This is a genomic window from Vibrio cortegadensis, assembly GCF_024347395.1.
In the GTDB taxonomy this organism is placed as follows: Bacteria; Pseudomonadota; Gammaproteobacteria; order Enterobacterales; family Vibrionaceae; genus Vibrio; species Vibrio cortegadensis.
Window position 1 is genome coordinate 1652074 of sequence record NZ_AP025472.1, and the last position, 18865, is coordinate 1670938.

The following is an 18865-nucleotide window of genomic DNA, read 5'->3' on the forward strand; positions in this document are numbered from 1 at the left end:
AACTTAAGGGAGGCATGCTAAGTGCCTCTCTTTTATTTTCCTCATAAGCTCATAGACTTATAATGGATGAAATATAATGTTACATCTTAGCTAACACTTAAGCTTTTATTTTTATTATTATTTTATTTAAGAACAACACTAAAAAGACTTGATTTTTTGAACTTTCAGCCCCATAACTGTTCATATAAATATTAAGTCACTCTATCGAGGAAGATTATGAATAGCCCAATGGTATCTCGCTCATCAAGCGTAGAGAGCACATTAGAAACAAACAAAGTACTTAAAAATACTTATTTCCTACTATCAATGACACTAATCACAAGTGCTATTGCTGCCGTTGCGACTATGGCGATGCAGATGTCATCAATGATGGCGCTAGTAATGCAAGTTGCTGCAATCGGTATTCTATTTTTTGTTATGCCTAAAGCGGTTAATTCATCTGCAGGTATTGTGTGGACCTTCGTATTCACTACTTTAATGGGTGGTGCTCTTGGTCCAATGCTAAATCACTACGCTGCGATTCCAAATGGCCCTAGCCTAATCGCTCAAGCTCTTGGTTTAACAGGTTTAGTTTTCTTATCTTTATCTGCATACACAATCACGACTAAGAAAGATTTCTCTTTCATGCGTAGCTTCTTGATTGCTGGTCTTATTGTTGTTATTGCAGCGGGTTTGATCAATATCTTTGTTGGTTCAACAATGGCTCAACTTGCAATCAGTAGCATCTCTGCAATGGTATTCTCTGGTTTCATTCTATTTGATACTAGCCGTATTGTTCGTGGTGAAGAGACAAACTACATCAACGCAACAATCTCTATGTATCTAAATATTCTGAACCTATTCATTAGCCTGTTGAGTATTCTTGGTATCACCAACAACGACTAATGACTTAATTGATATGACTAAGCCCAAGGCCAAAACCTTGGGCTTTTTTGTATCAGCAGAAAGATGTGCTTGAGAAGTTGACCTCGGCTGCGCTACCCTATCTGATAACTATTTAAATACTTGTTAAACATTAGTGGAATTACCATGCTTGAATTCAACGGCAAAACTATCGAAACTGACGCTCAAGGTTATCTGTTAGATTACACACAGTGGAGCGAAGATTTGATCCCACATTTAGCTAAAGAAGAAGGCATCGAACTAACGGATGCTCACCTTGAAGTTATTCTATTTGTTCGAAAGTTTTATGAAGAGTTTAAAACATCTCCAGCAGTGCGTATGTTGGTTAAAGCGATAGAAAAAGAACATGGTCCTGAAAAAGGCAACAGTAAGTATCTTTTTAAACTGTTCAAACAAGGCCCAGCAAAGCAAGCGACAAAATTAGCAGGGCTCCCAAAACCAGCGAAATGCTTATAAAACAAGTTTCGATAAGCTCTCGGGATTTTTAAATAATACTGTAGACCCTTCTACAGTATTTCAAACCCCTTTATATTGCATTCTTCCTCACGATCTAGTGGACCACTTCTGATGATTGAATCAACGGTTGCTGATTTAGGCCCATGTGCTAGCCATTTTGCAAATATCTCAACATTATCGCTTTGCCCACAGACCATGACTTCGACACTACCATCATTTAAATTTTTAGCGTACCCAGTCACATTAGATTCCAGCCCTTGTCTTGATGTGTAATATCGAAAACCTACGCCTTGAACCACACCAAATACGATAAACCTTTCACATTTTTGAGTCATCTAAACACCTATTTTGTCAATTGAGTGCTATATTTCACGAGTCTTTATACCTACTTTCTGTTGTAGGTTTTTACCATCTAAATTAGAGCATAGCACTATGAAAGAGATTCCATTCCGCTGGATCGATAAATATCTTATACACCTTAAAATTCAAGAAAAATTCTACCTCCTTTTCTTATTACCGGTACTTGCTCTGGTGATCCTCTCTTTCGTGCTCAGCAGTTCAGCAGACTCCATGCTTAATCAGCTGGTTCAAGATGAACTTATTCTAACCAAAAACTTAATTGAAGCTGGAGAACTCACTCGCGCGGAAGTAAGCAATTTATTAAGTAATTCAGAAACCATTCAGATTGGTAATGGTGTTGGTTCTGTGTCAGTAATGGACGGGGCGTTTAGCATCGTCGCATCTCACAATCTAACGTTGTGGGCTTCACTTTCAACCACTCACTTAGTCATCATTTTTGTCGCTTTATCTCTAATAGCTCTCGCGGTTTACTACATCATGACCTTCATTGGTGGTGCTATGTTTACAATGAATAAGGCTCTAAGTGTTCTAGCGAGTGGTAATTTAACTGAGCGCATGAACTTTTTCTTAGTACGAGACGAATTCAGTACGATCGCTATTGCTATTGATAAAGTCGCTGAACGCGAACAAAAAATGGTACTTTCGATTCAAGAGTCTGTTGCACTTATGCAGCAAATTAGCTCTGATTTGAATTTATCAACACAACAAAGTTCCGACGTTTCCAATACTCAGCAAGAACATCTGAATTCGCTAGCAAGTGCGACTGAAGAGATGGCTTCTACAATCCGTGAAGTTGCTAACCTTGCACATGATTCCAGCACACAAACAGAAGATGCTCGCAGTGTTGCCCAAGGCGGACAGGTAAAAGTGAGTACGACTCTTGAGTCGATTTCGAATCTATCGAACGAGATTACTTCAGCTTCTCAAGCAGTTGAAGAATTGGACGCGAATGCTGCGCAAATTGACGAAGTTGTCACAACCATCAATGCTATCTCCCAGCAGACAAATTTACTTGCGTTAAATGCCGCAATCGAGGCTGCTCGTGCTGGTGAACAAGGACGCGGGTTTGCGGTTGTTGCTGATGAAGTAAGAGCGCTTGCAGGTCGAACCCAACAAGCGACTGTTGAAATTCAAAGTATGATTGAATCATTACAGCGCAATAGCCAATCTTTGACTCAACTGATGGAAGTGACGGTTAACAATGCAAATGAGGGTCAATCCTTAATGGCTGAAGTTAATGAAGAGATAGGCCACCTTGCAGACAAAAACCAGTCTATTTCTGATAGTAGCGTTCAAATCGCGACAGCGGCAGAAGAGCAAGGCGTTGTTGCTGATAATATTGCGGCAAGTGTTGAGGAAATTCGTAATCAATCAAACAATGTGTGTGAAATGATTTCTGCATCGAATAAAAATGTTGAACAACTCCGCAAACAAAGCGATGAAATGGAAGGACTACTCACAGGCTTAAAAGCGTAGCAGGTAACTCTACATTCGCTGTTTTACACCTATTCAAGGGCTGCAAGTTTTGTAGCCCTTTTCTTATTTTAGGTGATACATTGCTTTTCCCAACCGCATCACCGACAATACACGCCATTTTTTGATTCAATATATAGAGCATCTCAATGACTCCTGCAATTTATCTAGCAAAAGGCCGCGACAAATCACTTCGACGTAAGCATCCGTGGGTATTCTCACGTGGTATTGACAAAGTGGAAGGTGAGCCTCAATCAGGTCAAACTGTCGACGTATTTGCGCAGAACGGCAAATGGCTAGCTAAAGCAGCGTACTCTCCTACTTCGCAAATTCGAGCTCGTGTTTGGAGTTTTGAAAAAGAAGAGATCAATAAAGAGTTTTTCATTAAACGAATTCAAAATGCTCAACTTCTACGCGAAGAGATTATTGAACGTGACGGTCTTACAGGTTATCGCTTAATTGCAGCTGAATCAGATGGGTTGCCGGGCATTACCATTGATAAATACCAAGACTTTCTTGTTTGCCAACTGCTTAGTGCTGGCGCTGAATTAAATAAACAGATTCTAGTTGAAGCGTTAGTTCATTGCTTCCCTGAGTGTAATGTTTATGAGCGTTCTGATGTTGCAGTTCGTAAAAAAGAGGGGTTGGAGCAAACTGTGGGTGTTCTTCATGGCGAAGAGCCACCTAAGTCTGTTGTGATTGAAGAGAATGGCATCAAAATCAGTGTCGACATTGTTGAAGGCCACAAAACGGGCTTCTATCTTGATCAGCGTGACAGCCGTAAAGAGTCAATGAAATACGTTAAAAACAAAGACGTTTTAAACTGTTTCTCATACACCGGTGGTTTCGGACTATACGCACTGAAAGGCGGAGCAAAACGTGTAATCAATGCAGACGTATCTCAACCTGCATTAGATACGGCTAAACACAACGCTGAAATCAATGAATTTGATATTTCCAAAAAACGCGCAGTGTTCTTGAATGCGGATGTATTCAAACTATTGCGTGAATACCGCGACCAAGGTACAAAGTTTGATGTTGTTATCATGGACCCACCAAAGTTTGTATCTAGCAAGAACAACTTAACATCTGGTGCGAACGGTTATAAAGATATCAACATGTTGGCAATGCAGATTTTAAACCCAGGTGGCACCTTACTGACTTACTCTTGCTCTGGTTTAATGGGAGCAGATCTGTTCCAAAAAATCATTGCAGATGCCGCATTAGATGCTGGCCGAAGTGTAAAATTTGTAGAGCGTTTTGAACAAGCCGCAGATCACCTTACCGACACTGCTTACCCAGAAGGTTTTTACCTAAAAGGTTTTGCTTGTAAAGTGTTGTAGGGGCAGGCAAAAGAATAGTACTTTAAGTTATTGTGCAATAAAAAACCGAGATGTTTCAATCTCGGTTTTTTTGGCTTTATGAATAACTTAGTCGTCTTTGATGACCAAGATGTTACTTAAGTTATTAGTTAAATCAGCGGCCGATAACCCATCAAATTCAATGGTCACTTGCTGGACTGGTGTTTCAATTACCATCGAAGAATTATCTGCGTCACCTTCAACTTCAATGTTATCTAATAACTCATCAACCTGTTGTTGAGTTGGTGTATCAATAAACAAATCGGATAAGTCGACCTTATCTCCTTCAGTGATGCTGAAATCAGTGATTCGATCTGTGCTTCCATCTAAATCACCATCAACCCATTTAAATAGGTCTGCATCGTCACCACCAGTTAAGATATCGTTGCCTAAACCGCCAACTAAAGTATCTTCACCATCTCCACCGAGAAGAATATCATCGAAGTCAGTACCTACTAAAAGATCATCCGCAGTAGAACCGGCTTGTGCATGACTTTGCGCTAAATTGGCCTCACCTTGGGCACTGATGTTTAACGATAATAATTGCTGAGACTCATTTCCGTCTCCATCACGAACTGTATACATAATTTCTAGACCCAAAGCTTTTCCACTATCAACCGTAGGCGCGGTAGCTATATGTTGGAACACATAACTCCCATCACTATTGATGATCAAATCACCATAGTCAGTAGCTAGCTTCAACTCGCCATCAACAATTGTCGCAACTAGAGATGACTTAGACTGGCTACCATCCACACCTATTTCTTGTAGTACATTAAGCTTATCAACATCAATAACTACGGCTTGATTGCTAATATTACCTAACAACTCGCCCGCTTGGCCGATAACTGGAGCCAGCTGAGGCAACTTCGTTATTAGCTCACTATCAGGGATATAAACAACCTTGTTAGATATACTTTCTAAATTATCGATATTTGTGCTGGAGGTAACTGATTTAACAACACCTACCGCCGTTACGTCTTTATCTTTAGTAAAGTCATTCCAAGCTTTGTCAGCATCGCTGTCCCAACCACCATTACTTGCACCATCACTAATAAAATAAACAACGTCATTGGTGTTTGATGCATCAATACCGGTTGGCAGGCTGCCATAGCCATTTATGGTCGCGTATGCCGCTTCCTCGTAATCCGTACCGCCTGTCACTTCAAAATAAGTGGATCCACCTACTTCAACTGAACCAGCTTGAGCAGAAGTGAGTATTGCTATCGCTTCTTCAACAGTAAACCAGCCAATTGGAGACATATTCTCTTCATCATCGCCTGATACTCTATTATCAAAATCGATCAATTGAACGTGAACTTCGTTTGAACCAGGTTGCGACTTCACGTCCTGCAGCATTGCTACAGATGCTTGAAGCATCAAGTTCATTCTTGTTACGCCATTGTGTGAATAATCGTCCATACTACCAGATGAGTCCAATACCAATGAAATCAAGGTTGGCGGTGTTACTTCTTGAACAACAAACACCTCATGCGGCGCTGTTGCTGATGCCTCACTCGACTCAATATCATTATTACCTGAGTCAATTGCTTCAACTTTAACATTGATAGAAAGTTGCTCCCCTTGAGGGATTCGTACTGATAATCCATCAATATTAATTTCAGTCTGACCACTGGTTACAGGTACTGACCACGTACCATCTCCATTTAGTGAACCAACAACGTCACCATTGCTATTTACAACTTCGGATCCTGAAGGTAACCCTTCGATCGTTAAAGAATGAATAGTATCACTTGTGATGTCACCTACCGATGCGTCAATATCTAATGGGTACTCAAGGTACGTTTGTTCGATATTTTCCCAGCTATCACCATCCCAGTGGAATATTCCATCAGCAAATTGGAGATACTCAACATCATATAGATCATCATCGCCTTCATTAGAACGCCCTGCAGCGTCATAGCCTTCATCTTCCACAGTAAAGAATGTAGAGTTACCAGATACAACTTTTACGTCAGAAACATCGTATTCGTCAAAGTTTCCAGCGTATACCGCAGTATCGTTGCCGGTCCCGCCATAAAGGCCATCATCACCACCTTCTCCGATTAATATATCGTCTCCGCCTCTAGCATGAAGTGAATCTTGTTTATCGCTATCTGAGTTGCCCAACACCCCATCACCACCGACTAGAATGTCATTAAAGTCCCCATATTGTGCAGTTAAGGTTTCATTGTGCCCACCATGCGCGATCATTAAGTAATCCGCATCCATATTTTTATGCGAAAGTGCATCTTGCCTATGATCACCTTCGTTAATTAGCTTTCCGGATGCTGAATACTCCAGTTTTGCGCTGGCCAATGAATCAAAACGACGGACTCCGCTATGTTCGGCTAATTCAGAAGCCTTAACTACTGACGGTTCTCCAATCTGAACATTGACATCAGGTTGAGCATCTGATGTTGTACCATCAACCGTAATTTGTGCTGTATTACTGTCTGTACCGTCAGAATCAACCGCATGATAATCGATACTTTCACTAATCGTTGATTCATTAACCTCAACGCCTCTCACGGTAAAGTTCGAATTATTGTTAGCTGTTGTTGTAACGCGAATTTCATCAAAACCATCAGAAAACTCGATAGTCTTCGTTGCCAACGAATTTGATAACGTATCGCCATTATCCGCATCGAGAATTAGCGTTTCTACATGTACCCCATCACGGTAAAGGAAAATATTAACCTGCGCATTTTGCGTTGCACCTTTATCATAATGACCATGCATACTGGCAAAAGTAATATCGGCACTTGTTACTGTAACCCCTTCGGCAAACTCAATCTGCAGATACTCTTTCGCATCCGAACTTATTTCATTATCTACATCACCAGTCGAGTTAACACCAAACCCACGGTCTTTATCACTTGAGTCATAACCAAGGTTTGCTTTCGTTAATGTCGCACCACTTTCCATATCTCCAGCATACACACCTCCGGAAATACTCACACCACCAATAACAATTTCCTTAACTGAACTACCAACGCTATTTCCATCATTAATATAATCAACTGCATCAAAGCTTAGTTTGTCGTTTGCATCGTCCGCGGCGCGATACTCTAATTTGGTATCAGCCTTGATTTCTGCACCTTTAACAACTTTCTGCTCAGTTCCAGCGATGTAAAAGTCTCCAAACAGTGGATCTTCATCAATCACAATCTTCAACGTGGTTCCATCATGATCATCCTCAATATCTGACACTGCTGAATCTTGAGTCACTAAGTTCAAATCAATATCTGTAAATTTAAACTCTGCTTCCCCGTCACTATCCGTCGTTAGCTTGAAGTTCTGTGCTATGGGCTCGTCATTGGTGCCTGTAACAGTGATAACGGCACTTTGATCAACCGTTGCACCATGTTCATCCTTCACTTTATATATAACAGTCACGTCCATTGAATCATCTTTATCAAGATGCTGATAAGATGCATGGCTAGTATCGATAGTTAAAGTAGACTCAGATACTGAAACACCATCTGGTAATGACCCTACATCGACAATCGACAACGAGTGCCCATCGTCCACATCCGAAGCATTTTGCAGTAAATCGATAGAAGTAATACTATCTTCAGCAACTGTTCTAGTTACTGCCCCACTTACGGTTGGCTCGTCATTTGTACCAGTAATTTTTACATCAATTTGATGTTCAGTACCATCTTCAGATTTAACAATAAAGCTTTCAATTCGGGTCTGATTAACTGCTAATGATTCGATATGACTGTTATTAACGTTGTATGTCCAAACGCCTGCTTCAGTCATCGTTAATGAGCCGTGAGGCGCACCTTCAGAAGGGTGTTCTACATCGATAACACTAGTTTGGAATCTGTTGTCTACGTTGTCGACATCCGTCGAGATCAGTATTCCTGTATCACTTAAAATAACTGAACCGTCTACTTCCGTGACCTCACCAGTGTCAATACCAGTAATAGTCGCCTTATCGTTAACAGCGTCATAAACAAATTCAACAGTTGCTGTATCAGTATCACCGTGCTCATCCGTAATCGTGTAATTGAATGATGCCTTACCGTTAAAGTGCTCTGTCGGAGTAAACACTACATTATTGCCACTAATTGTAACCGTGCCTCCGACAGCGTTATCAACATTTGTGATACTGAAGCTATCGTTGTCTGAATCCGAGTCATTTGCTAATAAATCTGACTTAGCAATAGTAACAATCGTCTCTTCATTTACACTATTTAAGCCATTATCTACTGCACTAGGTGCTGTATTAACGTCAATGTCATCTGAACCAGATTCTCCGATTTGACCATTTGCTAAAGTGATTTGAGCGTCTATCGTCAATTCAGTTCCAACCACGTCACTTCCAGGAAGGCTTAAGTCTAACTTGCCATCACTTAGGTGCTGTGGTGTGAGCTGAATTGGTGCTTGTGCAACTCCTTCAATCGTTACAATTAACACAGAGCCAACTGCGGCTCCAACCGGAAGCTTGACGGTATAATTAACGTTTTGCCCAAGCTCAATCTGAGTCAAGATATTATCAGCATCAATGATTGTGACCTCAGGCTGAAGGATTTGATCTTTAGTAATGACTTCGCCATCAAAATTAAAATTCTCGAACTCTCTAAAGATGTTTGTATCGCCTTGTGGGTCAACAACCACAACTTCACCGTTAGCGTTAATCGTAACGGTTACACCTTGCGCATCTTTCGCAAAGTCAAATTTCGCTGTATCTGTTCCGGCTCCACCGTCGGCTACGAGCTTATCGTTTTCATCATCTTGATTAACGATGAATTCGTCATCACCGGCACCAAGAAGTACATAATCATCTGTAGTTTCAGATAGTGCAGGATCGAAATCACCGTGGTAGTAATGAACTGTATCGGAGGCTTCACTAGTGTTGCCGTCAGAGTCCTTTTCCTTCGCGTACAGGAATTCGTTATCGTTTAGTGGAATTGCACTTTCAGACGAAATGTCCAGCGTCCAAGTTGGAGACGGGTCACCAACGACAACGAATGCAGTGCCGATTGATACGTAAAGTCCAGAGGAATCTTTAGCGAAGACTTCGATTGTATTACCAGGTTCACTACCTGTACCGTGTAAGGTCACCGTAGAGTAGTCCGAATCAGTTGAATCATCGGTGATGTTTGTTATTGATGGCGCACCTACGTTCGCCGTGATGTCTTTCGCAACCGTGTCGTCTGCGGTCTCTACGTTGCCATCTTGGTCGGTGAACGTCGCGTCCACAGTCAAGGTGCCATCTTTCAGGCTGCTCACGTCCACGTTTGGCACTTCGAAGGTGCCGTCCGCTTTCACCGTCACGTCGTTCAGAACGATATCTGCCGTGCTGTCGTCGCCATCGCTGATCACCAAGTCCACGGTCGCCGCTGCGGTTTCACCGATGTTGCCGCTGATGGTCGCTGTCTCGGTACCTGTGATCTCATCATCGTTATCGTCAGCTGTGCTGTCTGTGATGCTCACCGTTGGCTGTGTGATGCCATCGGCTGGCTCATCTGTCTCGTCACCGTAAGTGGTGTCTTTCGCAACCGTGTCGTCTGCGGTCTCTACGTTGCCATCTTGGTCGGTGAACGTCGCGTCCACAGTCAAGGTGCCATCTTTCAGGCTGCTCACGTCCACGTTTGGCACTTCGAAGGTGCCGTCCGCTTTCACCGTCACGTCGTTCAGAACGATATCTGCCGTGCTGTCGTCGCCATCGCTGATCACCAAGTCCACGGTCGCCGCTGCGGTTTCACCGATGTTGCCGCTGATGGTCGCTGTCTCGGTACCTGTGATCTCATCATCGTTATCGTCAGCTGTGCTGTCTGTGATGCTCACCGTTGGCTGTGTGATGCCATCGGCTGGCTCATCTGTCTCGTCACCGTAAGTGGTGTCTTTCGCAACCGTGTCGTCTGCGGTCTCTACGTTGCCATCTTGGTCGGTGAACGTCGCGTCCACAGTCAAGGTGCCATCTTTCAGGCTGCTCACGTCCACGTTTGGCACTTCGAAGGTGCCGTCCGCTTTCACCGTCACGTCGTTCAGAACGATATCTGCCGTGCTGTCGTCGCCATCGCTGATCACCAAGTCCACGGTCGCCGCTGCGGTTTCACCGATGTTGCCGCTGATGGTCGCTGTCTCGGTACCTGTGATCTCATCATCGTTATCGTCAGCTGTGCTGTCTGTGATGCTCACCGTTGGCTGTGTGATGCCATCGGCTGGCTCATCTGTCTCGTCACCGTAAGTGGTGTCTTTCGCAACCGTGTCGTCTGCGGTCTCTACGTTGCCATCTTGGTCGGTGAACGTCGCGTCCACAGTCAAGGTGCCATCTTTCAGGCTGCTCACGTCCACGTTTGGCACTTCGAAGGTGCCGTCCGCTTTCACCGTCACGTCGTTCAGAACGATATCTGCCGTGCTGTCGTCGCCATCGCTGATCACCAAGTCCACGGTCGCCGCTGCGGTTTCACCGATGTTGCCGCTGATGGTCGCTGTCTCGGTACCTGTGATCTCATCATCGTTATCGTCAGCTGTGCTGTCTGTGATGCTCACCGTTGGCTGTGTGATGCCATCGGCTGGCTCATCTGTCTCGTCACCGTAAGTGGTGTCTTTCGCAACCGTGTCGTCTGCGGTCTCTACGTTGCCATCTTGGTCGGTGAACGTCGCGTCCACAGTCAAGGTGCCATCTTTCAGGCTGCTCACGTCCACGTTTGGCACTTCGAAGGTGCCGTCCGCTTTCACCGTCACGTCGTTCAGAACGATATCTGCCGTGCTGTCGTCGCCATCGCTGATCACCAAGTCCACGGTCGCCGCTGCGGTTTCACCGATGTTGCCGCTGATGGTCGCTGTCTCGGTACCTGTGATCTCATCATCGTTATCGTCAGCTGTGCTGTCTGTGATGCTCACCGTTGGCTGTGTGATGCCATCGGCTGGCTCATCTGTCTCGTCACCGTAAGTGGTGTCTTTCGCAACCGTGTCGTCTGCGGTCTCTACGTTGCCATCTTGGTCGGTGAACGTCGCGTCCACAGTCAAGGTGCCATCTTTCAGGCTGCTCACGTCCACGTTTGGCACTTCGAAGGTGCCGTCCGCTTTCACCGTCACGTCGTTCAGAACGATATCTGCCGTGCTGTCGTCGCCATCGCTGATCACCAAGTCCACGGTCGCCGCTGCGGTTTCACCGATGTTGCCGCTGATGGTCGCTGTCTCGGTACCTGTGATCTCATCATCGTTATCGTCAGCTGTGCTGTCTGTGATGCTCACCGTTGGCTGTGTGATGCCATCGGCTGGCTCATCTGTCTCGTCACCGTAAGTGGTGTCTTTCGCAACCGTGTCGTCTGCGGTCTCTACGTTGCCATCTTGGTCGGTGAACGTCGCGTCCACAGTCAAGGTGCCATCTTTCAGGCTGCTCACGTCCACGTTTGGCACTTCGAAGGTGCCGTCCGCTTTCACCGTCACGTCGTTCAGAACGATATCTGCCGTGCTGTCGTCGCCATCGCTGATCACCAAGTCCACGGTCGCCGCTGCGGTTTCACCGATGTTGCCGCTGATGGTCGCTGTCTCGGTACCTGTGATCTCATCATCGTTATCGTCAGCTGTGCTGTCTGTGATGCTCACCGTTGGCTGTGTGATGCCATCGGCTGGCTCATCTGTCTCGTCACCGTAAGTGGTGTCTTTCGCAACCGTGTCGTCTGCGGTCTCTACGTTGCCATCTTGGTCGGTGAACGTCGCGTCCACAGTCAAGGTGCCATCTTTCAGGCTGCTCACGTCCACGTTTGGCACTTCGAAGGTGCCGTCCGCTTTCACCGTCACGTCGTTCAGAACGATATCTGCCGTGCTGTCGTCGCCATCGCTGATCACCAAGTCCACGGTCGCCGCTGCGGTTTCACCGATGTTGCCGCTGATGGTCGCTGTCTCGGTACCTGTGATCTCATCATCGTTATCGTCAGCTGTGCTGTCTGTGATGCTCACCGTTGGCTGTGTGATGCCATCGGCTGGCTCATCTGTCTCGTCACCGTAAGTGGTGTCTTTCGCAACCGTGTCGTCTGCGGTCTCTACGTTGCCATCTTGGTCGGTGAACGTCGCGTCCACAGTCAAGGTGCCATCTTTCAGGCTGCTCACGTCCACGTTTGGCACTTCGAAGGTGCCGTCCGCTTTCACCGTCACGTCGTTCAGAACGATATCTGCCGTGCTGTCGTCGCCATCGCTGATCACCAAGTCCACGGTCGCCGCTGCGGTTTCACCGATGTTGCCGCTGATGGTCGCTGTCTCGGTACCTGTGATCTCATCATCGTTATCGTCAGCTGTGCTGTCTGTGATGCTCACCGTTGGCTGTGTGATGCCATCGGCTGGCTCATCTGTCTCGTCACCGTAAGTGGTGTCTTTCGCAACCGTGTCGTCTGCGGTCTCTACGTTGCCATCTTGGTCGGTGAACGTCGCGTCCACAGTCAAGGTGCCATCTTTCAGGCTGCTCACGTCCACGTTTGGCACTTCGAAGGTGCCGTCCGCTTTCACCGTCACGTCGTTCAGAACGATATCTGCCGTGCTGTCGTCGCCATCGCTGATCACCAAGTCCACGGTCGCCGCTGCGGTTTCACCGATGTTGCCGCTGATGGTCGCTGTCTCGGTACCTGTGATCTCATCATCGTTATCGTCAGCTGTGCTGTCTGTGATGCTCACCGTTGGCTGTGTGATGCCATCGGCTGGCTCATCTGTCTCGTCACCGTAAGTGGTGTCTTTCGCAACCGTGTCGTCTGCGGTCTCTACGTTGCCATCTTGGTCGGTGAACGTCGCGTCCACAGTCAAGGTGCCATCTTTCAGGCTGCTCACGTCCACGTTTGGCACTTCGAAGGTGCCGTCCGCTTTCACCGTCACGTCGTTCAGAACGATATCTGCCGTGCTGTCGTCGCCATCGCTGATCACCAAGTCCACGGTCGCCGCTGCGGTTTCACCGATGTTGCCGCTGATGGTCGCTGTCTCGGTACCTGTGATCTCATCATCGTTATCGTCAGCTGTGCTGTCTGTGATGCTCACCGTTGGCTGTGTGATGCCATCGGCTGGCTCATCTGTCTCGTCACCGTAAGTGGTGTCTTTCGCAACCGTGTCGTCTGCGGTCTCTACGTTGCCATCTTGGTCGGTGAACGTCGCGTCCACAGTCAAGGTGCCATCTTTCAGGCTGCTCACGTCCACGTTTGGCACTTCGAAGGTGCCGTCCGCTTTCACCGTCACGTCGTTCAGAACGATATCTGCCGTGCTGTCGTCGCCATCGCTGATCACCAAGTCCACGGTCGCCGCTGCGGTTTCACCGATGTTGCCGCTGATGGTCGCTGTCTCGGTACCTGTGATCTCATCATCGTTATCGTCAGCTGTGCTGTCTGTGATGCTCACCGTTGGCTGTGTGATGCCATCGGCTGGCTCATCTGTCTCGTCACCGTAAGTGGTGTCTTTCGCAACCGTGTCGTCTGCGGTCTCTACGTTGCCATCTTGGTCGGTGAACGTCGCGTCCACAGTCAAGGTGCCATCTTTCAGGCTGCTCACGTCCACGTTTGGCACTTCGAAGGTGCCGTCCGCTTTCACCGTCACGTCGTTCAGAACGATATCTGCCGTGCTGTCGTCGCCATCGCTGATCACCAAGTCCACGGTCGCCGCTGCGGTTTCACCGATGTTGCCGCTGATGGTCGCTGTCTCGGTACCTGTGATCTCATCATCGTTATCGTCAGCTGTGCTGTCTGTGATGCTCACCGTTGGCTGTGTGATGCCATCGGCTGGCTCATCTGTCTCGTCACCGTAAGTGGTGTCTTTCGCAACCGTGTCGTCTGCGGTCTCTACGTTGCCATCTTGGTCGGTGAACGTCGCGTCCACAGTCAAGGTGCCATCTTTCAGGCTGCTCACGTCCACGTTTGGCACTTCGAAGGTGCCGTCCGCTTTCACCGTCACGTCGTTCAGAACGATATCTGCCGTGCTGTCGTCGCCATCGCTGATCACCAAGTCCACGGTCGCCGCTGCGGTTTCACCGATGTTGCCGCTGATGGTCGCTGTCTCGGTACCTGTGATCTCATCATCGTTATCGTCAGCTGTGCTGTCTGTGATGCTCACCGTTGGCTGTGTGATGCCATCGGCTGGCTCATCTGTCTCGTCACCGTAAGTGGTGTCTTTCGCAACCGTGTCGTCTGCGGTCTCTACGTTGCCATCTTGGTCGGTGAACGTCGCGTCCACAGTCAAGGTGCCATCTTTCAGGCTGCTCACGTCCACGTTTGGCACTTCGAAGGTGCCGTCCGCTTTCACCGTCACGTCGTTCAGAACGATATCTGCCGTGCTGTCGTCGCCATCGCTGATCACCAAGTCCACGGTCGCCGCTGCGGTTTCACCGATGTTGCCGCTGATGGTCGCTGTCTCGGTACCTGTGATCTCATCATCGTTATCGTCAGCTGTGCTGTCTGTGATGCTCACCGTTGGCTGTGTGATGCCATCGGCTGGCTCATCTGTCTCGTCACCGTAAGTGGTGTCTTTCGCAACCGTGTCGTCTGCGGTCTCTACGTTGCCATCTTGGTCGGTGAACGTCGCGTCCACAGTCAAGGTGCCATCTTTCAGGCTGCTCACGTCCACGTTTGGCACTTCGAAGGTGCCGTCCGCTTTCACCGTCACGTCGTTCAGAACGATATCTGCCGTGCTGTCGTCGCCATCGCTGATCACCAAGTCCACGGTCGCCGCTGCGGTTTCACCGATGTTGCCGCTGATGGTCGCTGTCTCGGTACCTGTGATCTCATCATCGTTATCGTCAGCTGTGCTGTCTGTGATGCTCACCGTTGGCTGTGTGATGCCATCGGCTGGCTCATCTGTCTCGTCACCGTAAGTGGTGTCTTTCGCAACCGTGTCGTCTGCGGTCTCTACGTTGCCATCTTGGTCGGTGAACGTCGCGTCCACAGTCAAGGTGCCATCTTTCAGGCTGCTCACGTCCACGTTTGGCACTTCGAAGGTGCCGTCCGCTTTCACCGTCACGTCGTTCAGAACGATATCTGCCGTGCTGTCGTCGCCATCGCTGATCACCAAGTCCACGGTCGCCGCTGCGGTTTCACCGATGTTGCCGCTGATGGTCGCTGTCTCGGTACCTGTGATCTCATCATCGTTATCGTCAGCTGTGCTGTCTGTGATGCTCACCGTTGGCTGTGTGATGCCATCGGCTGGCTCATCTGTCTCGTCACCGTAAGTGGTGTCTTTCGCAACCGTGTCGTCTGCGGTCTCTACGTTGCCATCTTGGTCGGTGAACGTCGCGTCCACAGTCAAGGTGCCATCTTTCAGGCTGCTCACGTCCACGTTTGGCACTTCGAAGGTGCCGTCCGCTTTCACCGTCACGTCGTTCAGAACGATATCTGCCGTGCTGTCGTCGCCATCGCTGATCACCAAGTCCACGGTCGCCGCTGCGGTTTCACCGATGTTGCCGCTGATGGTCGCTGTCTCGGTACCTGTGATCTCATCATCGTTATCGTCAGCTGTGCTGTCTGTGATGCTCACCGTTGGCTGTGTGATGCCATCGGCTGGCTCATCTGTCTCGTCACCGTAAGTGGTGTCTTTCGCAACCGTGTCGTCTGCGGTCTCTACGTTGCCATCTTGGTCGGTGAACGTCGCGTCCACAGTCAAGGTGCCATCTTTCAGGCTGCTCACGTCCACGTTTGGCACTTCGAAGGTGCCGTCCGCTTTCACCGTCACGTCGTTCAGAACGATATCTGCCGTGCTGTCGTCGCCATCGCTGATCACCAAGTCCACGGTCGCCGCTGCGGTTTCACCGATGTTGCCGCTGATGGTCGCTGTCTCGGTACCTGTGATCTCATCATCGTTATCGTCAGCTGTGCTGTCTGTGATGCTCACCGTTGGCTGTGTGATGCCATCGGCTGGCTCATCTGTCTCGTCACCGTAAGTGGTGTCTTTCGCAACCGTGTCGTCTGCGGTCTCTACGTTGCCATCTTGGTCGGTGAACGTCGCGTCCACAGTCAAGGTGCCATCTTTCAGGCTGCTCACGTCCACGTTTGGCACTTCGAAGGTGCCGTCCGCTTTCACCGTCACGTCGTTCAGAACGATATCTGCCGTGCTGTCGTCGCCATCGCTGATCACCAAGTCCACGGTCGCCGCTGCGGTTTCACCGATGTTGCCGCTGATGGTCGCTGTCTCGGTACCTGTGATCTCATCATCGTTATCGTCAGCTGTGCTGTCTGTGATGCTCACCGTTGGCTGTGTGATGGTATCGCCATCATCGTCGCCGTCTTCACCGTAAGTGATGTCTACTACAGCTTGATCACTCCCTTTTGGTGAAACGTTTCCGTCGAGGTCGCTTTGCGTCGCATCCACTTTAATGCTGTTGCTATCGGTCACGTTTGCGGTCCAAGTAATCACACCGTTGCTGTAGCTGTAGGTACTTTGCGCTGTGCCATCTGCGTTCACAAGTGCATTGCCATCCAGTATCAATGACACAACGCTGTCGTTGATACTCAACGTCACTTCACCGCCTTTCATCAACTCGGCGTGGTTCACGTCAACCTTCACTTGAACCTGGTCATTATCCAGCTCATCTTTGTTGATCACACCATCGTTGTTCGCGTCATCCACGATGCTAACGCTTGGCGCACCTGCGTCCGCCGTGGTATCCACTTTCGCTTTGTCGCTGCCTTTCTCTGACACGTTGCCCGCCGCATCCGTAATGGTTGCTTCCACGGTCAGGATCGTACCTTCCGCCGGTGTATCGACTGTGGTCAACACTTTCCCTGTGTCAATGTGAGCCTGAGTCAATTCGATATCAATGCCGTTCACCGTTAAAATATCGCCCACATTGGCATTAGCAGGTGGCGTCACAAGGACATCGACTAAGCCGTCGATTTCACTGTTAGATAACGTGCCATCATTGTTGGTATCTTCTGTGATCACCACCGTTGGGGCATCTGGCGCTGTGGTATCGCCGACGGTCACGCTGTCGCTCGCTTGTGGCGAGGTATTGCCCGATGAGTCTGTCACGGTAGCCGTCACCGTCAGTGACTCGCCATCCGCTGGGACAGGATATTGATAGCTGACGCCATTATCCAAGTCGCCTTGCGTCAACACGCGATCCGGTTGACCCGGCACGGTTAAGGTATCGCCCACGTTGGCATTAGCCGGCGGCGTCACAAGGACATCGACTAAGCCGTCAATTTCGCTGTTGGCTAACGTGCCGTCATTATTGGTGTCTTCAGTGATCACCACGGTTGGGGCGCCTGGCGACGTGGTATCACCCACAATCACGCTGTCGCTGGCTTGTGGCGAGGTATTGCCCGATGGGTCTGTCACGGTGGCCGTCACCGTCAGTGACTCGCCATCCGCTGGTACCGGGTATTGGTACGTTACTCCGTTATCTAAATCGTCTTGCGTTAACACGCGATCCGGTTGACCCGATACGGTTAAGGTATCGCCCACATTGGCATTGGCCGGCGGCGTCACAAGGACATCGACTAAGCCGTCGATTTCACTGTTGGCTAACGTGCCGTCATTGTTGGTGTCTTCAGTGATCACCACCGTTGGGGCCTCTGGCGCGGTCGTATCTCCGACCGTCACGCTGTCGCTGGCTTGTGGCGACGTATTGCCCGATGGGTCTGTCACGGTGGCCGTCACGGTCAGTGACTCGCCATCCGCTGGAACAGGATATTGATAGCTGACGCCATTATCCAAGTCGCCTTGCGTCAACACGCGATCCGGTTGACCCGATACGGTTAAGGTATCGCCCACGTTGGCATTGGCTGGCGGCGTCACAAGGACATCGACCAAACCATCGATTTCACTGTTGGCTAACGTGCCGTCATTGTTGGTATCTTCGGTGATCACCACGGTTGGTGCATCAAGTGTTATTGGTAATACTGGTGTTGCTGACGACGTCTGATACGCCTCAAGCAAAGACAAACTTTGTGTTTGTGACAAGCCTAATGCTTCTAACCCTGATGTAACAAAATTCGTATCAGCGAGAACTTCCGCTCCATCACGCTCTACGGCTCCGCTTGTTATTAGGCTTGAACCAGAATTTGTACCTGCTGCCGTTGCAAATTCTTCATTAATTTGCGTTGGGTCTTGCCCCTCTTCCAATGCAGCGAATATCTGCTCGATGTCATCTGTGATGTCATCAAGTTCATTTTGATCATTAACTCGGCTAACCTGTGCTTCAGAAGCAGTGAGATCCGTCATATCAGAAATATTATTTTCAATGACAAGCTCTCCAGGAAGTACTATTTCACCCTCTTTTAAAACCTTCACATTACCGTTAAGGTCGATGACCATTATTTGATCTAATGAGGAGATACCTCCTGCAACTAAAGCACTAAAATCCATATGAGCCTCTGCTAAAC

Annotated in this window: 6 protein-coding genes; 4 read left to right on the top strand and 2 right to left on the bottom strand. The window is 48.3% G+C overall.

Features of this window, described 5'->3' with window-relative positions; translation table 11 throughout:
* Positions 1–216 precede the first annotated feature (216 nt).
* Positions 217–885 carry a Bax inhibitor-1/YccA family protein gene (locus OCV39_RS07970; RefSeq protein WP_017053326.1) on the top strand — a complete coding sequence of 223 codons (669 nt, stop codon included), beginning with the start codon at positions 217–219 and terminating at the stop codon, positions 883–885.
* 144 nt (positions 886–1029) lie between these two features.
* Positions 1030–1359: a TusE/DsrC/DsvC family sulfur relay protein gene (locus OCV39_RS07975; RefSeq protein WP_017053325.1), complete on the top strand. Its 330-nt coding sequence runs from the start codon at positions 1030–1032 to the stop codon at positions 1357–1359.
* A 50-nt stretch (positions 1360–1409) separates the two neighbouring features.
* Here OCV39_RS07975 and yccX read toward each other — a convergent pair whose 3' ends face one another.
* Positions 1410–1694: an acylphosphatase gene (yccX, locus tag OCV39_RS07980; protein ID WP_171757536.1), complete on the bottom strand. Its 285-nt coding sequence runs from the start codon at positions 1692–1694 to the stop codon at positions 1410–1412.
* A gap of 97 nt (positions 1695–1791) precedes the next feature.
* Here yccX and OCV39_RS07985 point away from each other — a divergent pair, with 97 nt between their 5' ends.
* On the top strand, positions 1792–3195 hold the full coding sequence (locus tag OCV39_RS07985; protein ID WP_261888234.1) for a methyl-accepting chemotaxis protein: 1404 nt from the start codon (positions 1792–1794) through the stop codon (positions 3193–3195).
* 146 nt (positions 3196–3341) lie between these two features.
* Complete coding sequence (locus OCV39_RS07990) at positions 3342–4535, top strand: class I SAM-dependent methyltransferase (protein ID WP_136996003.1); 1194 nt, start codon at positions 3342–3344, stop codon at positions 4533–4535.
* Positions 4536–4622: 87 nt separating this feature from the next.
* Here the strand turns inward: OCV39_RS07990 and OCV39_RS07995 are convergent, their stop codons facing one another.
* Positions 4623–18848, bottom strand: coding sequence for an Ig-like domain-containing protein (locus tag OCV39_RS07995; RefSeq protein WP_261888235.1), 14226 nt, complete (start codon positions 18846–18848; stop codon positions 4623–4625).
* Positions 18849–18865: the final 17 nt, after the last annotated feature.